Here is a 22,300-nt window from a genome sequence, read left to right on the forward strand (position 1 = left end):
TGTCCAATAAAATAATATTATAAAAATGATAGACCTTATAATTTTAATTCTAGCAATTAAATTTGAAAATAATTTATTTTATTTTCTATAGATTTAGCACTATATTAAATATATAAGCAAATACAAGTTAATAGTAAAAAGCACTTTCTTAAGAAGAAGAAAGTGTTTTTTTATTTGTGAATAGTTGTAAATATAATAATTTGAGAGATATTAAATTATAAATTATTAAAAGATAATATATATTTAAGTGATTTACAGGTTAAAATATAATAAAAAGATTAAGGGGATATCATGAAAAAGAAAGTTTTAAATAATTTTATAAAATTGGTGAAATATAACTGGAGTACATTAATTCTATTTGAGCTATTTCATAAAGGATTAGCTTTGTTGATTATATTACCATCAATCAAACTTGTATTAAGTAGCTCTATGAAAAGTGCAAATATAGTGTATTTAAGTACTGATAACATAGGAGAAATATTAACGAATCCTCTATCAATAATATTAGCTATACTGTCAATTATAATATTGGCGTTTTATATGTTTTTTGAATTTACTTCAGTGATTATTTGTTTTGATAAATCACGAATTTCTGAAAAAATTACTTTGTTTAAACTTATTAAATTATCCTTAAGAAAATCTATAAACATATTGAATCCTAAAAATATATTATTATTTGTGTTTGTATTACTAATAGTTCCATTAACGAATATAGCCCTAACCTCAGGCTTTATAGGGAAAATAAAACTTCCTGAATATATATTGGATTATATAAGTTCTAATATTGTTCTGAATATAATTTATATGGTTTTGATTTTAATATTATATATATCAGTCATTAGATGGATTTTTAGTATACATGAAGTAACTCTAAATACAAATAGTTTTAAAAAAGCAAGGAAAAAAAGTGCTAGCCTTACAAAAGGAAAAGCAATAAAATTAATACTTTATTCCTTAGGATTATCTCTAATAATTACTGTTATGGGGTATATAATTTATCATGTTATTATTATATTGATAGGAATATGGACTAAAAATTACACAAATGCAAACTTTTTAAAAGACATATTTATTAGTAGATGCATTATGTTTAATGATTATGCAGCATTTATTTCATCAATAGCTATATTTATAATTAGTACTGGATTTATTTCTGCATTTTATTATGAATATAATGACATTCGTGTCTATAAAAAGAGTCTAGAAAAACAAAAAAACTCAATAAAGTCAATATTAAAAGTTACTTTGAAAATAGTAGTAATTTTATTTATCTTACATATTGAGTCGATGATGTACTCTTTAAATAATGATATTTTATTTAATACTTCATTTTTTTATAACACAACAGCAACGGCTCACAGGGTTTCAGCGTTGGTTGCTCCAGAAAACACTATAGTAGCATTTAAAGAAACCTTCATAACTCAAGCTGAATATGCTGAAATTGATGTTCAAGAAACTAAAGATGGAGAGTTGATTTTATTTCATGACTCTAATTTTGAAAGAGTCACTGGTGTAAATAAAAATGTTTGGGAAGTGGATTATAATGAAATTAAGACATATGATGTAGGAAGTCATTTTAGGTCAGATTTTGCTGGGGAGAAAATACCAACTCTTGATGAGGCAATGAAGTATTCTAAAGGCAAAATAAAATTGCTAATAGAAATAAAGCTTAATGGTCATGAAAAAACTGATGTAGAAAAAAGAGTATTAGAGCTAATTAAATCAAATAGAATAGATAATCAATGCGTTGTAGCATCCATGAATAAAAATGTATTAAAAAGGGTTAAAAAATTAAATCCCAATATGGTAACTTGTTATTTAACAGCAGTTGCATATGGGAATTTTTATGACTGGGACTATGTTGACATATATGGAATAGAGTCCACCTTTATAAATAAAAAGGTAGTAGATAACATACATCAAAAAGGAAAACAAGTTTTTGTATGGACTATTAATAACAGTAAATTAATGAAAAAAATGATTATTTTAAATGTAGATAGTATAATTACAGATAATCCATTTTTAGTAGATGATGCAATTTATTGGCAGAAAAATGGATTCATAAATAGAGTAGCTAATTATTTATTTAGGCATGATTCTAATAAAGATATAATTGAAGTGTATTAGACTAAAAAATGTGCAAATTGCAAAATAATAATATATTTATTTTATAATATTTTTAAATAACCGTATCATAGTGAAGAGATACGGTTATTTTTATTTGTTAATAACTTTGTGTCTGTAATCATTTCCCCATTCATGCATTGAATTTAGAACTGGCTCAAGACTATAACCAGTTTCTGTTAGAGTATATTCTACCTTTGGAGGAACTTCTGGATAAACTTTTCTAGTTACTAAATCACTTTCTTCCATAGACCTTAAGTTTGATGTTAAAACTTTTTGAGTTATATCTCCAATAGATTTTTTGATTTCACCAAATCTTTTAGTACCATCTAATAGCTCTCGTATAATTAATACCTTCCATCGATTACTGATGAGTTGTAAAGTAATCTCTACAGGACATTCAGGTAAATCTTTTTTCATAAATCACAACATCCTTTCTTTAATAATCTTCTTTAAAGTATTATATCATTTTAGGGAATACGTATAAAAATTTCTTTTAAATATATAAGTATTAAAAAAATAAACTGTGCCAATAGTTTCTATTAGGTAACTATAGTACTTTAAAGTGCTTACTATACAATAGATACTAATGAGTTTATTATATTATTAAAGAAATAAAAAATACAACAAATTATTTTAGGGGGTAGATGAAATGAATGAAGTAGTAAAATTTTTAAAGGAAAATCCAGTTCAATATTTTGCAACAATAGGAGCGGATGGAAAGCCAAAAGTTCGCCCATTCCAATTTATGATTGAAGAATGTGGAAAATTATATTTTTGTACAAGTAATGAAAAAGATGTATTTAAACAAGTTAAAAAAAGTCCATATGTAGAAATAACTACGTCAACTCCTGAATTTGCTTGGATAAGACTATGTGGAAAAGTCATATTCTCAGACAATAAGGATATAAAGAAAAAAATAATTGAATCTAGTGAACTTGTTAAATCAATCTATAAGAATGAAGATAATCCTACTTTTGAAATATTTTATCTTGAGGACGCTAAGGCTGTAATCTCAGATTTTTCAGGCGAGCCACCAAAAGAATATAGTATTTAATACAAAAAAATAATTAATATCAAGAGCTAGCAATATTATTTTAACAACATTAAAATAGAATTTAAGTTAGATGATAATATTATACTTGTTTTAACATAATTAATTTTAAGAAATAAAATAAATGTTTAAAAATCTTATACAAATCCATCACATTACAAATATATAAGAGAGTCATATTATATGAAATTAAATGATTCTCTTGTTTATTTGTATAAGTTTATATATTGACATTGACGCTACGTAATTCTATATACTTTATTTTAAAGGAGATGATAAAAATGAATATTGTAGAGGTACGCTCAGATAAAATATATAAAAAAATAATGAATGCACCTGCAAATAAGAAAGAGGATATATACAGATATGAGTTGATGAAGCCTTTTGAGTTTAAATGGATGTGTATAAATGTTCCAATCACTGCAAAACAAGAAGGTGGATATGATGTAATTATGGCAAGTGATATGATGGGGGTTTTATCTCCAAAAGATATTAATGAAAGTCAAATAAATAACATAGATATTCTATCCAATGACAAACTTTGGAACAAGTGTAAAGAAACTATTGAAAGTTCCATAAAGCCTTTTATAAAAGAGGGGTATAAATTGAACACTGAGAAGTATAAATTTTCAATATTATTAGCAAATCCCAAAAACCCTTATACAATATTAAGTGATGGATATTTTGGTGATGGTGGAATTCCAGGATATATATTTTTATCAATAGTCCCAAATGAGTATACTATTAATAGGTTACCAGCAGCACTAGCACATGAATGTAATCACAATATTCGATTTCAATTTATAAATTGGAGTAATAACATAACTTTAGAAGAAATGATGATAAATGAAGGTCTTGCAGAAAACTTTGCAACATGGATGTTTGGGGATGATATAGCTAAAATGCAAGGATATTTTCCAGTAGGACTACCTTATTGTGCAGGATATGCCTGTGGTTACTATATGATTAAGTATTATTTAGAAAAAACAAACAAGTCAATAGTGGAGGCTACTTTATTACCATATAGTGAAATCATAGAGGAAGTAAGGGAATTTTGGGATTAAATCTATAAGTTGCATAATCTAAAAAAGATTATGCAATTATTCTATTTTTGAGAAAAATAAATTGACAATGATTTGTAAAAAATATACAATAATATATATAAAGAAATATTTCAATGATAAAATTTTGAAGATTTCATATCTAGTGTATCTAATACTACATGCTAGTTTCTTATTACTTATCTAAATATTATGTATTTCATAGTTACCTGTAAACTTACTATAAAAATATGAAATACACTAAATAATCGACTGAAAAATGAAATATTAATTAAATAAAATTCAAACTATAAAGATTAAATGAATATAATTAAAGTAAACATATGAGATTGAGTATAATAATCAACTTTTAATAGATTGTTAAATTTTAATTATACTTTGCACAATATAACTTATATCATATTGATACTTAAAGAATCAGTATAATTATAGATATAATTTAATCTGTAAAATTTATATGAAATGGAGATGATGCTATGACAGAATTGATGATTGTAAGTGGGTTAGTACTATTGATTTGTATAACCTCAAGTAAGGTATTATATAAATTTGGAGTACCAATATTATTGATTTTTATCTTATTGGGTATGTTATTTGGGTCTGATGGAATGGTAGGAATCTATTTTGATAACTATGAGTTAACAAAACAATTATGTTCTATTGGATTGATATTTATAATGTTTTTTGGAGGATTTGGAACAAACTGGAATATGGCTAAACCAGTTGCAGTACCTTCTATACTGATGTCTTCATTAGGTGTAATAATTACAGCAGGTGTTACAGGTATATTTTGTTACATGGTAATAGGAACTAGTGTATTTGAAGGTTTGTTAATTGGAGCAATTGCAGCTTCAACAGATGCTGCATCTGTATTTGCTGTATTACGTTCTCAAAAACTAAACCTAAAAGGTTCTCTTGCTTCATTATTAGAAGTTGAAAGTGGAAGTAATGACCCAATAGCATATATGTTAACATTAATTATTTTGACACTGATGAATAATTCTGGTGTAGAACTGATTATTCCAATGGTAATAAAACAAATAACTTTTGGATTGGCAATAGGATTTATATTGGCAAAATTATCTGTTTATATTTTGAAAAATTCAAATTTTGAGATAGAAGGATTTTATACTATATTTATTATAGCTATTGTGTTACTTTCTTATGCACTTAGTGAGTATGTTGGAGGAAATGGATATTTAAGTGTATATATTTCAGGTATCATTATAGGTAATAATAGGATACCTCATAAAAGGAGTCTAGTTCATTTCTTTGATGGAATTTCTTGGATTATGCAAATAATGTTATTCTTTATGTTAGGATTGCTATCCTTCCCTTCCAAACTACCAAGTGTATTTGGTGTAGCAATGGCCATATCTATATTTATGATAATTATTGCAAGACCATTAGCCACATTTATAACTCTAGCAAAATTTAAATTTTCAAACAAAGAAAAATTGTTTATATCATGGGTAGGTCTTAGAGGTGCTGCATCAGTAGTTTTTGCAATTTATGCAGTTACTCAAGGATTAGTTATAGAAAATGACATATTTCATATAATATTTTTCATAGCCTTACTTTCAGTAGGACTACAAGGTACATTGATACCAGCTGTAGCAAGGAAGTTAGACTTGGTTGATGATAATACACCTGTATTAAGAACATTTAATGACTATGATGGTGAAATTAGTTCTAAGCTTATAGAAGTAAATATAGACGATGATAATAAGTGGGCTAACAAGAGTATAATGGATTCTAATATACCAGAAGACATATTAATAGTTATGATAAAACGAAAAGAGCAGGTTTTAGTACCTAAAGGGTCAACTGTTATAAAAAGAGGGGATATTTTAGTATTAAGTGGAGACAAAATTGAAGAATTAATATAATTATAATTTATTTAATATTGACTTTGACCTAAGGGTAAGGTTTAAACTTAAATTAATCAAGTCTAATGCGCAGGTGATGAGATGTTTTCTATAGGAATGTTTTCTAAAATAAATAAAATAACTACAAAGACATTAAGGTATTATGAAGATATAGGGCTGTTAGAGCCAGAATACGTAGACGAATTTACAAAATACAGATACTATACAACAGAACAATTGCCAAAATTGCATCAAATAATCACCTTAAAACAAATGGGCATATCACTAGTTGAAATAAAAGAAATAATAGAAAAGCCTGAAGAAGTGGAAAGGATTTTAATAAACAAAGAAAAAGAGATATTAGATGTAATGAGGAATGAAGAATATAAGCTTATTAAACTACGTAATTACCTTAAAAACTTAAAAGGAGAAGTCGATATGAATAATGTAATTATTAAGTCTCTACCAAAAGTTAAAATTGCTTCTATGAGAAAAGTATTAAAGAATTATGATGAACTTTTCAATTTGTTTCCAAATGTAATGGCTGGAGAAATGATGAAATCAGGGTGTACATGTATGGTTCCAGACTATTGTTTTAATATATATCATGATGGTGAATATAGAGAAACAGATATGGATGTTGAGATGTGTCAGGCGATAAATGACCTAAAAGAAGACACAGATTTATTAAAATTTAAAGAAATAGACGAAGTTGAAAATGCAGTTTGTATATTGCATAATGGCTCATATTCAACATTAGGAAAAACTTATGCAGCAGCATTTAAATGGATACAAGATAATAAGTATGAAGTAATAGGGCAATTTAGAGAATCTTATATAGATGGGATATGGAATAAGGAAAATGAAGAAGAATGGTTAACAGAAATCCAGATACCTGTGAAACATATTTTATAGTAAATTAAAATAATATATAAGTAATTAAGTAAGGTCTGTCTAAATAAAAAGATAGGCCTTATTTTTATATTTAATATATTTTACTAGATTTTTATGTATTTAAATATGCAATTTAAAATAGAGTTTTATACAACTAAGCTTAGAAAAACTGGTCTAACATAAGACATACAATTAATTGTTTAATTTTAATTAATTAATGATAGGATATGAAAATATACAACTTTATAAATAAAATATATTGATATTTTATTTATAAAGTTGTATATTTTCGTTGAGGTGATAAAGTGGAAAAATATAAAGTATTAACTGATAAAGTAAAACAAGTATTTAATGGATTTTATATTGATTATGAAAATGAAGATTTACCATATATAGATTTAGATAGGACTGACAAGATAATACTAAATGAAAGGTATTTTAAAATAGATAGTTTTCCTAAAACGATGGATAAGGAATCTCCACATAGTATCCTTGATGTATTTTGGGATTTAGATAAAGTAAAGGATAAGTATTTTATACAGGAAAATAAGTTTTTAAGAGCACTATTAATTATAATGAGTTACAGTAAAGAAATAATAATTGTAAGTGAATATTTTGTAAGTGAAAATAAAAAACATATAAAAAGAGTACTAAGTAAAAAGGAGAGTACATATCTAGAACAATTAAGCGATACCTTATTTGATTTTAAAGAAATAGGGTATAATTACTATATAATTGATGCTCTTATGAAGTTGGCACTAAGAGAAAGAGTTTATTTCTCTATATATATGTTGGATTTGGGAATAGGATTAGAAATAAATGGATTATTTAGCAATGTATATATAGGGTTAAATGGAAGTATAGATATAGTTAAGTATATTTGCAATGTAGAGGGCTTGTATGTAAGATAGATTATCAATTGTATAAAATAGTAATTTTAAGAATAGTAGGTGATTGTATGGAAATATTTGCAATAGGTCATTCAAATTATCCATTTGATAAGCTTATTAATATGATAAAAAAATATAATATAAACTGTGTAGTTGACATTAGAGAAACACCATATTCTAAATATAATATTCAGTATAATAGGGAGGCATTCAATGAATCCCTAAGAAAGGCTGGATTTGTATATATATACATGGGCAAGGAATTTGGGGCAAAAAGAACTAATAAAGATGTATATACAAAAGAAGGTTATGCAGATTTTGAAGAGGTAATAAAGGAAGAAGTATTTTTAAAAGGAATCGAAAGATTAAAAAAGGGATGTCAAATGGGTTATAAAATAGTTTTATTAGGTGCAATGCAAGAGCCTATAAGGTGTCATAGAAGTATTTTACTAGGAAAAATATTAAATAAAGAAGGTTTCAATGTAAAATATATAATGCATGAAGGACATTTAGCATCTCAAGAAGATATAGAAGAGTCATTATTAGATAAGTATTTTAGTGATAGAAAACAACTGAGTATTGATAATTTATTAGGAAATGCATTAACACGAGAAGATATGATACAAGAAGGCTATAGATTAGCTAATAAAGAAATAGGATATAGAACAGAAAAAATAGGTAAGTAAAATATATGAACTACCCAAAAACTTAAACACCATTTGATAAGAAAAATTATTATAAATTTGTAACAGTTAAACATGATGTACTAGCTAAGGTTTTTATGTTAAATTAATATCATTGCCTAAAAGGTTACATTGTTTTAAATAGCACATCATGTTGTACTGTTAAAAAATAAAATCTCTAATATTACCATAATCAACTGTTCTATTAAGAGTAGGATGGCTAGATATAAATCTAACTGTAATTTTTGAGTTTAATAAACAAGGATTCGAAGTTAAAAACACTCTGTCTCCATTGACAATAGAAGTAATAGCCACTGGTAAAATATCAACAAATGTATCATATCTACTTTTAGCAATTTGATAAGGATAGTTTCCTACAAAAACAAATAGATTTAAGTCATATATATCATCAACGAACCAAGCCCATTGACCATAAACTTTGTCAATACTTACTGTACCTAAACCAAGTGTATCAAAGTATGTTGCTATAGTTAAATAAATATTTTCCATGTTTTCTAAGTATGAAACAGTATATCTTCTGAAACGTATAGGTGCTGTGGCAGAAATAGGGTAAACCATATTTACATTTAAATTATTCGCATTCAAATTAACCAAAGTATCACATCCTAAAAATAGTCTATAAGATACAATATTTAAATTGATGTGATTTTGTTACAGATATCTTATAAGATTTTATAAATAGTTAGAATTAGGATACAAAGTGAATTAACAAGCCTAATAAGATATTCTACACTAATAGGCACAGATTGGTAATAGTGTCAAATTGTTATTACAGGACTTATATGTGATAATATTATGAAATTGTTATTATTGTACAATAGTGGTACAATATTATCGAAATACAGTGATTGCGTTTGATGTCCAGCTATATTAACTGGTTAATTTAACTCATAAATATTTTAAATCTAGTATCCATAAAGAATAATAAACATAAGATAATTATAAAGATATACTGTGTTCAAATGATATTAAACAAGATTTATATTATTTGAATACAGTATATTATAACGTTGAAAATACAATTCTAAACCTTATGGTATCAATTCATAGTTTGATAAACTAATTAAAAATTAAATTTATATAAAGAGGGAAAAGAGGAAAAGGAATGTTTATAAGGAAGAATGTTATAAGATTAGCAATTCCTATAATGATAGAGCAGACATTTGTTATGCTTTTAGGGGTATTTAATACAATGATGGCAGGTCATATTGGGGAAGAGGCTGTATCTGCAGTTGGAATGGTTGATTCAATCAACAATATATTTATATCTGTATTTGCTGCGCTATCTGTTGGTGCTACTGTTGTTGTAGCTCAACAAATAGGGAAAAGAGATAATGAAAAAGTAAATGAAACTATCAAGCAAGCATTAATATCTGGTGTAATATTATCATTTACAATAACAGTATTAATGTAGATTTTTAGAACAGGTGTAATCAATTTGTTTTATGGTTCAGCAGAAGAATTGGTAAAATCAAATGCAAAACTATACATAGAGTTTACATTATTCACCTATCCATTTATTGCAACACAGCAGATAGCAAATGGTATTCTAAGGGGTTGTGGAGATGTAAAGAAACCTATGTATGTGACTATGTTTATGAATATAGTAAATGTAACATTAGGATATATACTTATATATGGTGTTGATTTAAATACTTTAGGAATAAATTTACAGACACCTTCTTATGGCATAACAGGAGCAGCTATGTCTATTGCCATAGCCAGAATAATCGGATGTATAGTTATTGTAAGGGCTTTGTTTAAAGGGAATGAATTTATATCTATAGGTAAAATATTTCCATTTAAGATTGATGTTGAAACTCAAAAATCTATATTCAATATAGGTATACCAGCAGGGGTTGAACAATTACTTTTTAATGCAGGTAAATTGATTGTTCAAATATTTATAGTTACTATGGGAACATCAGCGATTGCATCAAATGCAATAGGAATGTCAATTGCATCTATTATAAATGTAATTGGAAATGCATTGGCCTTGTCTGCTACGACTTTGGTGGGTCAATATATAGGACGGGGAGACATCAAAGGGGCTAAGAGTACTTTATTGTATCTAACTAAATTTGCAACGGTTTGCTTATTTGCAGTAGGTGCTATATTTATACCAATTGCACCATGGATTTCAAGCATGTATACTCAAAACTCGAATGTAATTGATGTATCAACACAATTGATTCGAAGTGATTGTTTAGCTATGGTAATATGGCCTATATCCTTTGTATTATCAGCAGGGCTGAAAGGTGCTGGAGATACTAGATATACAATGATGACAGCCGTAATAGGAATGTGGATTTTTAGAATTTTTACAGGTTACGTATTAGGGGTTGTATTAGAATTTGGAGTGCTAGGAATTTGGATAGGTATGTATACAGATTGGCTTGTTAGAGGAACATTATATTGTTTGAGATTAAGAGGAACGAAGTGGCTAAAACACAAAGTTGCATAGAATATATAAAATCACTTTTAGATAGTAAATTCTATTTAAAAGTGATTTTTTATTTAGAGAATATCATAATTATAAGTATGATATATAGAAAAATTAAAATATGTAAATTAAGTATATAATTATATGGACACTATAAATTATATACTGTAGAGAATTACATAATTTGGCGACAAATATTAGAAATATATATCTATATTTAATAATATATATGGGTATATTATTAAATATAAAAAATATTAGATATTTATTTAATAATAAAGGTGGGTATTTTTATGATAAATAAAATAGGAAAAATAACTCTCTATGTAAATAATCAAGAGGATGCAAAATTGTTTTGGACAGAAAAATTAAATTTTGTGGTAACTTATGAAAAAGAAATGGGTCCAGATATGAAATGGGTGGAAGTAGCACCAAGTAAAAATGAATTTACAACATTTGTATTGTATGATAAAAATCTGATGATGAAGCAAAATCAAGATGTAAATTTATTGCATCCATCAATAATTTTAAGTACAAGAGATATTCATGGAACTTATGAACAGATAGCAAAGAATAAAGTTGAAGTAGGGGAATTAATGGAGATGCCTTATGGAAGAATGTTTTCTTTTAAAGACCAAGATGGAAATTCTTACTTAGTCAGAGAAGATAAATAATTTTGTAAAGTGTTAAATTTACTCAATATCTGATATAATTAGATACAATAATTATTATAATTTAGTATTAAACGATAATTATATAATTAAAAATCAATTGTAAAATTTGAGTAGAGGTGATAAAATGTTTAAGAAAATGGCAGTACTAAAAGATATAGCAACTAAAATAGGACGTAAAAAAGCGTATGAATTATTAGAAATGGTTGAAGGTAATGACGCTTTTGTAGCTGAAGTAAAAATAAAAAAGAATGGGATTGAATCTAAAAAAGAAGAAATCATGTTAAAAGATAATCAAAAAATAATATTAGAGTATATAGAAGGTTAATTTTTAGATACATATATAATTAAATAATACTGATTTTTAAAGATGAGTTATGAAAACTCATCTTTTTTATTTTTTCATAACTTTGTTTTATATTTAATATATATTTTATCCCTTAGAGTTGCTGAGATATAAAAAGTACTGATATAATAAAAGAATGGATATAAATGTAATATTTTACAGAAAAGAGGGGTATTATGCTTGAAATAAAAAATCTTTCCTTTAATGTTGAGTCTAACAATGAGGAGCTAGGAATAATAAATGATGTTAGCCTTTCATTTGAAAAAGGCAAACTTATTGTTATCACAGGACCAAATGGTGGAGGAAAATCCACAATTGCTAAGCTTATTATGGGAATTGAAAAAGCCACTAGCGGTCAAATACTTTTAGATGGAGAAGATATAACTAATCTTAGCATCACAGAAAGAGCAAAAAAAGGAATAGGATATGCATTTCAACAACCACCAAGAATAAAAGGTATGACAGTTGAAAACCTGCTTACTCTTGCTCATGGAAAACCATTGTCTACTGATGTGTGTTGTCAATATCTTACAGATGTTGGATTGTGCTCAAAAGACTATTTAAATCGTGAAGTTGATAACTCTCTTTCTGGAGGGGAAATGAAAAGAATCGAGATAGCAACTCTTTTTGCTAGAGATTTAAAGGTTTCTATATTTGATGAACCTGAAGCAGGTATAGACCTTTGGAGTTTTGGAAAGCTTAATGAAAGTTTTAAGAAAATTCATGGGGAATCTGACCAAACTATAATCATAATTTCTCACCAAGAAAGAATACTAGAGTTAGCTGATGAAATAATTGTTTTACAAGATGGTTCAGTAAAAAGCCATGGAACAAAAGATGCTATATTACCTGAAATCATGTGCCAAGTTAATTCAAACTGTGAATTAATGAAAGATATGAATTAATTAGAAAGGAAGGCAAATTAAATGAACAAAATAGACTTAAATCTTTTAGAAAAAGTTGCTGAACTTCGTGGAACTCCATTAGGAGCATACAATATACGTAAAAATGGACAAGGTATAGAAAGACATTCAACTGAAAATGTAACTATAGCTCCAAAGACTGATAAACATGGAATTGATATTATAGTAAAACCAAACACTAAAGGAGAAAATGTTCATATACCAGTAATAGTAACAGAAGCTGGTGTACAAGACATGGTTTATAATGATTTTGAAATTGGAGAAAATGCAGATGTTGTTATAATTGCTGGTTGTGGTATACATAATTGTGGTAATGATGACAGTGAACACAATGGAATACATAGATTCTTCTTACATAAAGGAGCTCGTCTAAAATATGTGGAAAAACATTATGGCGAAGGTGATGGAGAAGGAAAAAGAATTTTAAATCCAGTTACGATTGTTAATATGGGTGAAGATTCATATTGTGAAATGGAAACAATTCAGATTAAAGGCGTTGATTCAACTAAAAGAGAAATGGATGCCACTTTAGGTAAAGGAGCAAAGATAGTTGTATTTGAAAAGTTGTTAACTCATGGAAATCAAGTTGCAGAATCTAATATGAAGGTTATATTGGAAGGTGAAAATTCTTCTGCTCAAGTAATTTCTCGTACAGTTGGTCAAGACAACTCTAAACAAAAATTTAATCCTTGTGTTATTGGGGATTCTCTTTGCTCTGCACATGTTCAATGTGACTCAATAATTATGGGAAATTCTCAAATTAGTGCTATACCTGAAATTGCTGCAAACCATCCAGATGCTCTTTTAGTACATGAAGCAGCAATTGGAAAGATTGCAGGAGACCAAATTTTAAAGATGATGACATTAGGACTTACAGAAGAAGAAGCAGAACAACAAATACTAAATTGTTTTTTAAAGTAAGTCCAAGTTTTTATTTAATTTAATATAATTAATATAGTATAATATAATGAATAAGTCTAAAATTTTTTTATTTTTAGACTTATTTTCTTTATGTAAGATAAAACTATTAGAGAAATTATACTGTAATTAGGATGTGGAATAAATGAAAAACTTACTTATAAGAAATGGCACAATAATATCTCCAAAAGATGGTATCAAATTTGAGAAAAGAGATATCTTGGTTTTACATGGAAAGATATGTGATATTGGATTAAATCTTAAAGAAATGATAAGAAAAGAAAAAATACTCATAAACAAAGAGTTTGAGATAATAAATGCTAACAACATGTATATTTCTCCTGGATTTATAGATGTTCATACCCATTGTTATAAGAGAAAATTACCTACAGGTATGGATTCTGATTCAATTGGAATTGAAAAAGGTTCAACAGTTATATTTGATGCAGGTACAGCAGGTCCTGTAAATTACTACGATTTTAAGAAAAAATATATGGATGAATGTAAGACTGAAGTGTATTCATTTTTAAATGTAACCAATGAGGGATTAAATATATTGAATGAATCAACATCTTTAGATGTTATAAATTTTGATAACATTGAGTCTATTGTAGAAAAAAACATGGAAAAGATAAAAGGTATAAAAGTAAAAGCAAGTAAATTTCAATCTAGTACAGATGGTATAGATATAATTAAGAAGTCAAAGCAAATTGCAGAAAAATTAAATTTACCATTAGTGGTATATATAGGGGAGTATCCATCATATATAGATGAAGTAATGAATATTTTGGGAAAGGGAGATGTAGTTACGCCTGTATATGGAAATAGCACAAATGGAATATTTAATGAATCTGGCAGTTTGAGAGAATCTGTATTAAATGCAAAAGATAAAGGTGTATTATTTGATGTATGCCATGGATTAGAGCAGTTTGATTTTGAAGTCTTTAAAAAAGCAGTAAATCAAGGATTAGAGCCAGATTTAATAAGTACAGATATGCATATAAAAAATATGAAAGATATACATTATTCTCTTTTAAATGTTGTAAATAAAATCATGGAACTTGGTATACCTCTAGAAAAATGTATAGAAAAAGTAACTGAATATCCAACAAAAGTTTTTAATTTGCAAGGAAGTCAAGGTAGGATAAAAATTGGTGGAGAAGGTGATTTTACAATATTTACAATAGATGATAGTGAAGAAATTATAACAGATTATAGTAATAATGAACTAATGCTAAATAAAAAATTGAACTTACAATATACTATAAAATCATGGATGAAAAGTAGTGAAGTTTATAGACATTCGTATGATGGCACTGTAATAAATTAAGTTATATTGAAAAAAAAGGAAAAATATGTTTAAATTAGTATATATTGGATAAATATGTAATGGAACAATAATTATAATTTTAGGGGAGGTATTTTAGTATGAAAGCATTTGTTGATAAAGATGTATGTGTAGCTTGTGGAGCGTGTATAGGAACATGTCCAGACGTTTTTAGTATGAGTGATGAAGGACATTCAGTTGCAATTGAAGGAGAAATACCAGCAGAATTACAAGATTTATGTAAAGAAGCAGAAGAAGGATGTCCAGTTTCAGCTATAACAGTTAAATAAGACTGTTTAGATTTAGTTTCAAGACAACATATAAGATTTGATTATTATTTAAGCTATAGTATTAGATTAAGATTCTATTACTATAGCTTTTTAAAATATATAAACTCAAAAGATAATATATTATTTTTATAAAAAGTGGAGGACTTATATATGAAGAAAAATTATGAAATAGTGCTGTTTGACCTAGATGGAACACTTACAGACCCTAAAGAAGGAATAACAAAGTCTATTCAATATTCTTTAAATAGTTTTGGTATAGAAGAAGAATTGGATAACTTAGAACAATTTATAGGGCCACCCCTACATTCTACTTTCAAAGACTATTATAAATTTGAAGATGAAAAGGCAACAGAAGCTGTTGAAAAATATAGAGAATACTTTTCTGACAGAGGAATATTTGAAAATAAAATCTATAAAGACATAAAGGAGACTTTAAAAATACTTTATGAGAATGGGAAAACATTATTATTAGCTACTTCTAAACCAACAGTTTTTGCAGAAACCATACTTAAATATTTTGGTATAGATAGTTATTTTAAATATATCGCAGGTAGTAACCTTGATGGTACAAGAGTAAATAAAAATGAAGTTATAGAATATGTGTTAGATTTGTGTGGTGTAACAGATAAAGATAAGGTCATTATGATTGGTGATAGAAAATACGATATAATTGGAGCTAATAAAATAGGTGTAGATTCTATAGGGATATTGTATGGATATGGTTCTTTTGATGAAATTAGTAAGAGCAATCCTACCTATATTGTCGAAAGTGTTAAATCTATAAAAGATATTTTGCTATAAATATCTTTTATAGACAAAAACAATACAAAATGGTGTAGCATATTTAAAAATATGATATTATAATTAAGGAAGCCATTTAAAAAAGAGGAGGATGCACTTGAAATGAAATCTATTTTAATCATGGGTGGAAGCGACTTCATAGGTTCTGCACTTGCTAAGCGTTTAATTAAATGTGGGTATCAAATAGATATACTTACGAATGGTAAAAAGGAAATAGATTATAAAGGATTTAGAGAGCACTTAATTTGCGATAGAAAAGTACGCAAAGATATGGAAAACATTATCAATGGAAGACAGTACGATTACATATATGATATGACAGCATATACAAAAGAGGATGTTGGTAATCTTATTGATTTTGTGAACTTAGATAGCTTAAAAAAATACATAGTATTGTCAGCAGGAGCCGTATACAAAGATAGTGGAAGAAATGTAAAAGAAGATAATGAAAAAGGTGAAAATGAAAACTGGGGTAAATATGGACTTAACAAAAAAGAAACAGAAGATTTTGTTATAAATAGTTCTATACCATATATAATTATTAGGCCAACTTATATATATGGTGAAAATAATAATTTGTATAGAGAATACTATTTCTTTGAAAAAATAGAAAAAAACGAAAAAATACCAGTACCTAAAGGAAAACAAGTAAGCAATCAATTTATATATATTGGGGATTTAGTAAAAGTGTTAGAAAGTGTAATGAAAAATTCTCATGTGAGAGAAGCGTATAATGTAACAAATCCACAGTTAATATCTTGGGATGAACTTATATATACATGTGGAGAAGTTATTGGGAAGGAACCTATTATAAAATATGTAGACATGGAAAAAGTTGAGTTTAGAGAGAGAACTTACTTCCCGTTTAGAAATATAGACTTTAATCTAGATATAAATAAGCTTATTGAACATGGTCTTTATATACCAAATGTTTTATTAAAAGAAGGCCTTACAACAACATATAAATGGTTCTTAGCCAATAAACCAAAATTACATGATAGAAAAATGGATAAAGTTGAGTCTGTAATGCAAATAGTTTAAGATAATAAATAAGTAGGTAGATACTTTGAAATTAAAGATAAAGCGTTTTTTAAAATTTTTTATATTGATATTTGTTTTAATTTTTATATACTCAGTTGCAATAGAACCGAGTCTATTAATTGTGAAAAAATATAATATAAATGAAGATGGAAACATGATTAAAGAAGATATAGTAAAAAATGAGAATGAGATTATAAAAGTAGTTCAGATTTCAGATACTCAAATAGGCAGTTTTTATTCGACTAATAAACTTAAAAAAGTAGCTAATAAGGTGAATGCCTTAAATCCAGATATATTAGTATTTACTGGAGATTTAATTGATTATTCTAATAAAAATCCAGATATAGATGAAATTACAAAGATTTTATCTAGTATGAATGCAAGGTTAGGAAAGTTTTCAGTATTTGGTAATCATGATTATATGTATAAACTTCCTAGGTATTATAGACAAATTATGAAAAACTCTAACTTTCATCTTTTAGTTAATGAAAATAAGAAAATAAGACTTGAAGACAATAAGTATATTAATATACTTGGAGCTGATGAGATATTAAATGGTAATCCAAATATACGAGATTTGGAAAGCAAAACTGATTATAATAGTTTTAATTTATTATTAGCACATGAACCAGATTTGGTAGATATGCTCAGTAAAGATACAATGAATTTAGTTTTATCTGGACATAGTCATGGTGGTCAAATAAGGTTGCCTTTCAAGGGTGCTTTAGTTACTCCTCCATATGGAAGGAAATACACTAAAGGATTTTATGATATAAAGGGAAATCATCTATATGTGAGTTCTGGTCTTGGAAGTACAAAGTTGCCATTTAGATTTTTTAATGTACCAGAGATAGTCGAATTTAATATTCTAATCTAGTATAAAATATTGTTTTTATGAAATATAGAGGGATAGAAATTTTAAGAATAAATTGAGTTAAGAATATAAAAAGTTTAAGTTATAGTTAATACATTTATTAGAATTGATAATAATATTAATAACTATTAAAATATAGATATAAAAAATAATAAAAATATAAAAGATTATAATATAGCAAGATTGTATCAATTATAAATAGAGAGTATTTATAATTAATACAATCTTGTGTTTCTTTATATAAAGATATTAATTTTTATACAATGTATGAAAATGATTTAATGTTATATTTAAATTACTTTAAATAAATATTTTTTATATTTTCCTTATCCCATATAAAAAGTTTTTCTGAATTATTTAAAGCTCCAAATACATTTCTTTTAAAATCTGGCATTTCTTTATTTAAATTCGCAATAAGGTTTTTTATGTATTCTCTCCTAGTATGGCCATTTGCAGGACATGGGTTTGCTATGATAGGATAGTTACACTCCTTTGAAATCTTCTTAGTCATATATTCTTCTATGTAAATCATTGGTCTTATAACAGTTAAATCTTGTCTATCTAAGTATGTTTTTGGCGAAAAACAATTAACTCTTCCTTCATAAAACATAGACATTAAAAATGTCTCAATAGCATCATCCTTATGGTGTCCAAGAGCTACTTTGTTGCACTCAAGTTTCTTTGCGTTGTCATTTAAAGCACCTCTTCTTAAATTAGCACATAGTGCACAAGGATTTTTTTCTTTTCTTATATCAAATACAATTTCTTTTATATTAGTTTGAAATTCATAAAAAGGTACATTTATTTCCTCACATAATTTGTTTAATGGTGAGTTATCAATTCCACCAGTATTTAGTGTTACAGCTATTAATTCAAACTTTTGTGGAGAAAATCTTTGATAATTTTTAAGTATATGAAGTAATGTCAAACTATCTTTTCCACCAGAAAGGCCAACTGCAATTTTATCATTTTCTTGTATCATATCAAAGTCTTGTATAGCCTTACGAGCTTTACTAAGAAGTTTTTGCATAGACATTTTTAGCACCATCCTTTATTTGAAAATATAAACTTAAGAATAACTTAAGGTTTACTTATAAAATACTTAAAACTTATACTCTAGAATTAACGTTAATAAACATAACGAAGGAGACGATTCAACCATGAAAAAATTAAAATTGATGTTAGGCATTATAGTAGTAGTATTTATAAGTATGTTTATAGTTAAAGATAAAATTCTGAAAGATGAAGAACCAACTGGAACTGCTCAATTTGCTTCATCTCAAGATGTTGAAACAGATTCTCAGAAAAAAAATCACTCAAATAGTATAGCAGATAATATATTATTGGTAAACAAGACAAATGAACTTAGTAAAGATTATATGCCGAAAGACATTACTAAGGTAAATATAGAATTTGTTCCAGAAGCTACTGAAGAGGAAAAACAAATGGCAGGAGAACCTGCAAAAGCAGTAGAAGACTTAGTTAGACAAGCTAATGAAGAAGGAATACAGTTTTTAGGGTCTTCAGCATATAGGTCTTATGAGACTCAACAAGATACTTATACAAGAAGAGTAAATTCTCAAGGTCAGGAAAAAGCTGATGCATATGTAGCAAAACCTGGACATAGTGAACATCAATCTGGACTGTGTATTGACTTGACAAATCCAGAGAGATGGTTTGTTGGAAGTACAAAAGAAGCTATATGGTTGGCAGAAAATGCTCATAAATTTGGATTTATAATAAGATATCCTAAAGGTAAAGAAGATATAACAGGTACAGCATATGAGCCATGGCATATTAGATATGTGGGTAAGGATGTTGCTGAGGAAATTTATTCAAAAGGGTTAACCTTGGAAGAATATTTGCAAAACAAATAATAAAACAACATAACATAAATTGTATGATATTACTAAATGTAATATAAATAAATTTGATACTAGACTACTTTAAGTATAGTATAATTTTAGATGAGTAAAAACTATATTAAAGTAAGTTAGGATGTGAAAAAGTGAAAGATACAATTCTTGTTGTGGATGATGAAAAGGAAATAAGAGACCTTGTAGAGATATACCTTTTAAATGATGGATATAATGTAATTAAGGCTAAAGATGGACAAGAAGCTTTAGATATTTTAGAAAAAGAAAATATTCATCTGATGGTATTGGATATAATGATGCCAAAGATGGATGGGATAGAAGTTTGTATAAGAGTTAGAGTAAGTTTAAATATACCAATACTTATGTTGAGTGCCAAATCAGAGGATATGGATAAGATACAAGGAATAATGACAGGTGCAGATGATTATCTAACAAAGCCATTTAATCCACTTGAACTTACTGTGAGAGTAAAAGCATTACTTAGAAGAGCGTATTATTTTAGTGGTACTAACAAAGAAAATAAAGATGTCATAGAAGTTGGAGTGGTATTAATAGATAAGGAAAAGCATAGTGTAACAGTAGCTAAAAAGGATATATTTTTGACATCGAGAGAATTTGATATCTTGTATTTACTAGCAAATAATAAAGGTAGAGTATATAGTACAGAAGAGATATTTGAAAAAGTATGGAAAGAACAATACTACCAATCTAACAATACTGTAATGGTTCATATGAGTAGGATAAGAGATAAAATTGAAAAGTATACAGATGGAGAAAAAATAATTCATACTGTATGGGGGGTAGGATATAAAATTGAAAAATAAGAGTGTATTAAATTATATGTTTCGTCCTATAGTAGACTTTATAATAAGCTGTATTATAACCCTAATTATTATGTTAACAAGTGCATATATAATAAAGATATTATATATAAGAACTACTTTATCTACAATTAATTACTTTATGCTTAGTTTAAGAAATATTAGATCTGTTATAGGAGACAGCACATTATATTCAGTTTTATTTCTGACAGCATCATTATCAATTTATTCATTAATGTCATACAAGAGAAATAAAAAACTTGTAAATTTTCTAAAAGATACTGATAACAAAAATAAAAAACTAGAAATTATCATGGATGCTGTAAACTCAATGGAGGAAGGCGATTTAGAAAAAAGTATAGATATTGAGTATGAGTCAAATGGATTAAGTGATAAAAAAATTGATGAGATTGATGAACTTGCAAATAAAATCAATAGTATAGTTTATCAACTTAGAAATATAACTGTTGAAGAAAGACAGGCTCAACAAACTAAGACAGATTTAATAACAAATGTTTCACATGACCTAAGAACTCCTTTAACCTCAATAATGGGTTATCTAGGATTGATAGAAGATGGTAAGTATAAAGATGAAGTTCAGTTGATGTATTATGTTAATATTGCATATGAGAAATCAAAAAGTTTAAATATACTTATAAATGATTTATTTGAACTTACAAAAATGCAAAATAATACAATAAGATTAAAAAAAATAGACATAAACTTGGTAGAGCTATTAAGCCAAATAGTATCTCAACTTGGATTTTATTTTAAAAAAGAATTTATGGTTAGTAGAGTTAATTTCAATGAAGAAAAATTAATTATAAATGCTGACCCAAATAAATTGGTGAGAGCTTTTGAAAATCTTATAACCAATGCTATGAAATATGGAAAAGAAGGAATTTATGTGGACATAGTAACAGCAAAAAAAGGAAATATGGCTATTGCAAAAGTTATAAATTATGGAGAACCCATTCCAGTATTAGATTTACCAAATATATTTGATAGATTCTATAGAGTTGAAAAATCAAGAAATAGCAATGATGGAGGTTCTGGATTAGGTCTTTCAATTACAAAAAACATTGTGAATTTACATGGTGGGGAAATTACTGTTTCAAGTAATATACATCAAACTGTATTTGAGGTACAACTACCAATAATACAAGAAACTGTGTAATAAGATAAAAGTATGATTTAGATACACAAATATTTATAGCATAAAGTGTTTACAAAAATAAAAAAGTAATATATAATTTAAGTCAGTTTAATAAGATACTTATCAAGAATTAGGGGAGAGAGTTAGCTCAGCGATCCTATACCAACCTTTTATTAGGTGGTCCTGCTAACAACGATGAGATGATTGGAAATAATAT

The 22,300-nt window shown here is 26.9% G+C and carries 23 protein-coding genes and 1 pseudogene; 20 read left to right on the plus strand and 4 right to left on the minus strand.

Going from position 1 to position 22,300, the window contains the following annotated elements; all coding sequences use genetic code 11:
• The first annotated feature begins 291 nt into the window (after positions 1-291).
• Positions 292-2,127, plus strand: a complete 1,836-nt coding sequence (locus IC173_RS14175) for a glycerophosphodiester phosphodiesterase (protein ID WP_227855738.1) — start codon at positions 292-294, stop codon at positions 2,125-2,127.
• A 90-nt stretch (positions 2,128-2,217) separates the two neighbouring features.
• Here the strand turns inward: IC173_RS14175 and IC173_RS14180 are convergent, their stop codons facing one another.
• A complete protein-coding gene (locus tag IC173_RS14180) occupies positions 2,218-2,544 on the minus strand; it encodes a winged helix-turn-helix transcriptional regulator (protein ID WP_227436457.1) in 327 nt (108 codons plus the stop codon).
• Positions 2,545-2,776: 232 nt separating this feature from the next.
• Between IC173_RS14180 and IC173_RS14185 the strand changes: the two genes are divergently transcribed.
• The 6 genes from IC173_RS14185 (at position 2,777) to IC173_RS14210 (ending at position 8,577) form a co-directional block, all read left to right on the plus strand.
• Positions 2,777-3,181: a pyridoxamine 5'-phosphate oxidase family protein gene (locus tag IC173_RS14185; protein ID WP_227436455.1), complete on the plus strand. Its 405-nt coding sequence runs from the start codon at positions 2,777-2,779 to the stop codon at positions 3,179-3,181.
• Between the two features lie 278 nt (positions 3,182-3,459).
• Positions 3,460-4,242, plus strand: coding sequence for a DUF2268 domain-containing putative Zn-dependent protease (locus tag IC173_RS14190; protein WP_227855739.1), 783 nt, complete (start codon positions 3,460-3,462; stop codon positions 4,240-4,242).
• Positions 4,243-4,715: 473 nt separating this feature from the next.
• Positions 4,716-6,128 (plus strand): potassium/proton antiporter, encoded by a 1,413-nt coding sequence (locus tag IC173_RS14195; RefSeq protein ID WP_227855740.1) that lies wholly within the window; start codon positions 4,716-4,718, stop codon positions 6,126-6,128.
• A gap of 81 nt (positions 6,129-6,209) precedes the next feature.
• Positions 6,210-7,022: a MerR family transcriptional regulator gene (locus IC173_RS14200; RefSeq protein WP_227483297.1), complete on the plus strand. Its 813-nt coding sequence runs from the start codon at positions 6,210-6,212 to the stop codon at positions 7,020-7,022.
• A gap of 284 nt (positions 7,023-7,306) precedes the next feature.
• Complete coding sequence (locus IC173_RS14205; RefSeq protein ID WP_227483296.1) at positions 7,307-7,912, plus strand: hypothetical protein; 606 nt, start codon at positions 7,307-7,309, stop codon at positions 7,910-7,912.
• 8 nt (positions 7,913-7,920) lie between these two features.
• The gene (locus IC173_RS14210) at positions 7,921-8,577 is read left to right on the plus strand and encodes a DUF488 family protein (protein WP_413927112.1); all 657 of its coding nucleotides are present in this window, start codon (positions 7,921-7,923) and stop codon (positions 8,575-8,577) included.
• Between the two features lie 159 nt (positions 8,578-8,736).
• On the opposite strand, the gene IC173_RS14215 is transcribed toward IC173_RS14210, so the two are convergent.
• Complete coding sequence (locus IC173_RS14215; RefSeq protein WP_227436443.1) at positions 8,737-9,189, minus strand: staygreen family protein; 453 nt, start codon at positions 9,187-9,189, stop codon at positions 8,737-8,739.
• 553 nt (positions 9,190-9,742) lie between these two features.
• Between IC173_RS14215 and IC173_RS14220 the strand changes: the two are divergent.
• From IC173_RS14220 to IC173_RS14240, 5 genes and pseudogenes are all read left to right on the plus strand, one after another.
• Positions 9,743-11,059: pseudogene (locus IC173_RS14220) on the plus strand (MATE family efflux transporter).
• Between the two features lie 272 nt (positions 11,060-11,331).
• Positions 11,332-11,712 (plus strand): VOC family protein, encoded by a 381-nt coding sequence (locus tag IC173_RS14225; protein ID WP_227436439.1) that lies wholly within the window; start codon positions 11,332-11,334, stop codon positions 11,710-11,712.
• Between the two features lie 124 nt (positions 11,713-11,836).
• The gene (locus tag IC173_RS14230) at positions 11,837-12,037 is read left to right on the plus strand and encodes a hypothetical protein (protein WP_003420681.1); all 201 of its coding nucleotides are present in this window, start codon (positions 11,837-11,839) and stop codon (positions 12,035-12,037) included.
• Positions 12,038-12,231: 194 nt separating this feature from the next.
• Positions 12,232-12,960, plus strand: coding sequence for an ABC transporter ATP-binding protein (locus IC173_RS14235; protein WP_227825061.1), 729 nt, complete (start codon positions 12,232-12,234; stop codon positions 12,958-12,960).
• A gap of 21 nt (positions 12,961-12,981) precedes the next feature.
• On the plus strand, positions 12,982-13,899 hold the full coding sequence (locus tag IC173_RS14240; RefSeq protein WP_227855741.1) for a SufB/SufD family protein: 918 nt from the start codon (positions 12,982-12,984) through the stop codon (positions 13,897-13,899).
• Here the strand turns inward: IC173_RS14240 and IC173_RS21010 are convergent.
• Positions 13,891-13,998 (minus strand): hypothetical protein, encoded by a 108-nt coding sequence (locus IC173_RS21010; protein WP_227436595.1) that lies wholly within the window; start codon positions 13,996-13,998, stop codon positions 13,891-13,893. The two genes, IC173_RS14240 and IC173_RS21010, sit on opposite strands and share 9 nt — an antisense overlap.
• A 43-nt stretch (positions 13,999-14,041) precedes the next feature.
• Between IC173_RS21010 and IC173_RS14250 the strand changes: the two genes are divergently transcribed.
• The 5 genes from IC173_RS14250 to IC173_RS14270 all read left to right on the plus strand — a co-directional run bounded on the left by IC173_RS14250 (position 14,042) and on the right by IC173_RS14270 (position 18,232).
• Positions 14,042-15,226, plus strand: coding sequence for an amidohydrolase family protein (locus tag IC173_RS14250; RefSeq protein ID WP_227855742.1), 1,185 nt, complete (start codon positions 14,042-14,044; stop codon positions 15,224-15,226).
• A gap of 98 nt (positions 15,227-15,324) precedes the next feature.
• The gene (locus IC173_RS14255) at positions 15,325-15,513 is read left to right on the plus strand and encodes a ferredoxin (protein ID WP_227436432.1); all 189 of its coding nucleotides are present in this window, start codon (positions 15,325-15,327) and stop codon (positions 15,511-15,513) included.
• 150 nt (positions 15,514-15,663) lie between these two features.
• A complete protein-coding gene (locus IC173_RS14260; protein ID WP_227855743.1) occupies positions 15,664-16,314 on the plus strand; it encodes an HAD family hydrolase in 651 nt (216 codons plus the stop codon).
• Positions 16,315-16,416: 102 nt separating this feature from the next.
• On the plus strand, positions 16,417-17,355 hold the full coding sequence (locus IC173_RS14265; protein WP_227436429.1) for an SDR family oxidoreductase: 939 nt from the start codon (positions 16,417-16,419) through the stop codon (positions 17,353-17,355).
• Between the two features lie 121 nt (positions 17,356-17,476).
• Positions 17,477-18,232 carry a metallophosphoesterase gene (locus IC173_RS14270; RefSeq protein WP_227855744.1) on the plus strand — a complete coding sequence of 252 codons (756 nt, stop codon included), beginning with the start codon at positions 17,477-17,479 and terminating at the stop codon, positions 18,230-18,232.
• Positions 18,233-18,524: 292 nt separating this feature from the next.
• Here the strand turns inward: IC173_RS14270 and IC173_RS14275 are convergent, their stop codons facing one another.
• Entirely contained in the window at positions 18,525-19,265 is a 741-nt protein-coding gene (locus IC173_RS14275; RefSeq protein ID WP_227855745.1) for an ATP-binding protein, read from the minus strand.
• Positions 19,266-19,389: 124 nt separating this feature from the next.
• On the opposite strand from IC173_RS14275, the gene IC173_RS14280 reads away from it, so the two are divergent.
• The 3 genes from IC173_RS14280 to IC173_RS14290 all read left to right on the plus strand — a co-directional run bounded on the left by IC173_RS14280 (position 19,390) and on the right by IC173_RS14290 (position 22,104).
• Entirely contained in the window at positions 19,390-20,106 is a 717-nt protein-coding gene (locus IC173_RS14280; RefSeq protein ID WP_227855746.1) for a M15 family metallopeptidase, read from the plus strand.
• Between the two features lie 131 nt (positions 20,107-20,237).
• Positions 20,238-20,930: a response regulator transcription factor gene (locus tag IC173_RS14285; protein ID WP_227855747.1), complete on the plus strand. Its 693-nt coding sequence runs from the start codon at positions 20,238-20,240 to the stop codon at positions 20,928-20,930.
• Positions 20,920-22,104, plus strand: coding sequence for an ATP-binding protein (locus IC173_RS14290; RefSeq protein WP_227855748.1), 1,185 nt, complete (start codon positions 20,920-20,922; stop codon positions 22,102-22,104). The genes IC173_RS14285 and IC173_RS14290 overlap by 11 nt, the downstream gene beginning before the upstream one ends.
• Positions 22,105-22,300 lie beyond the last annotated feature (196 nt).

Source organism: Clostridioides sp. ES-S-0048-02 (assembly GCF_020658495.1).
Taxonomy (GTDB): domain Bacteria; phylum Bacillota; class Clostridia; order Peptostreptococcales; family Peptostreptococcaceae; genus Clostridioides.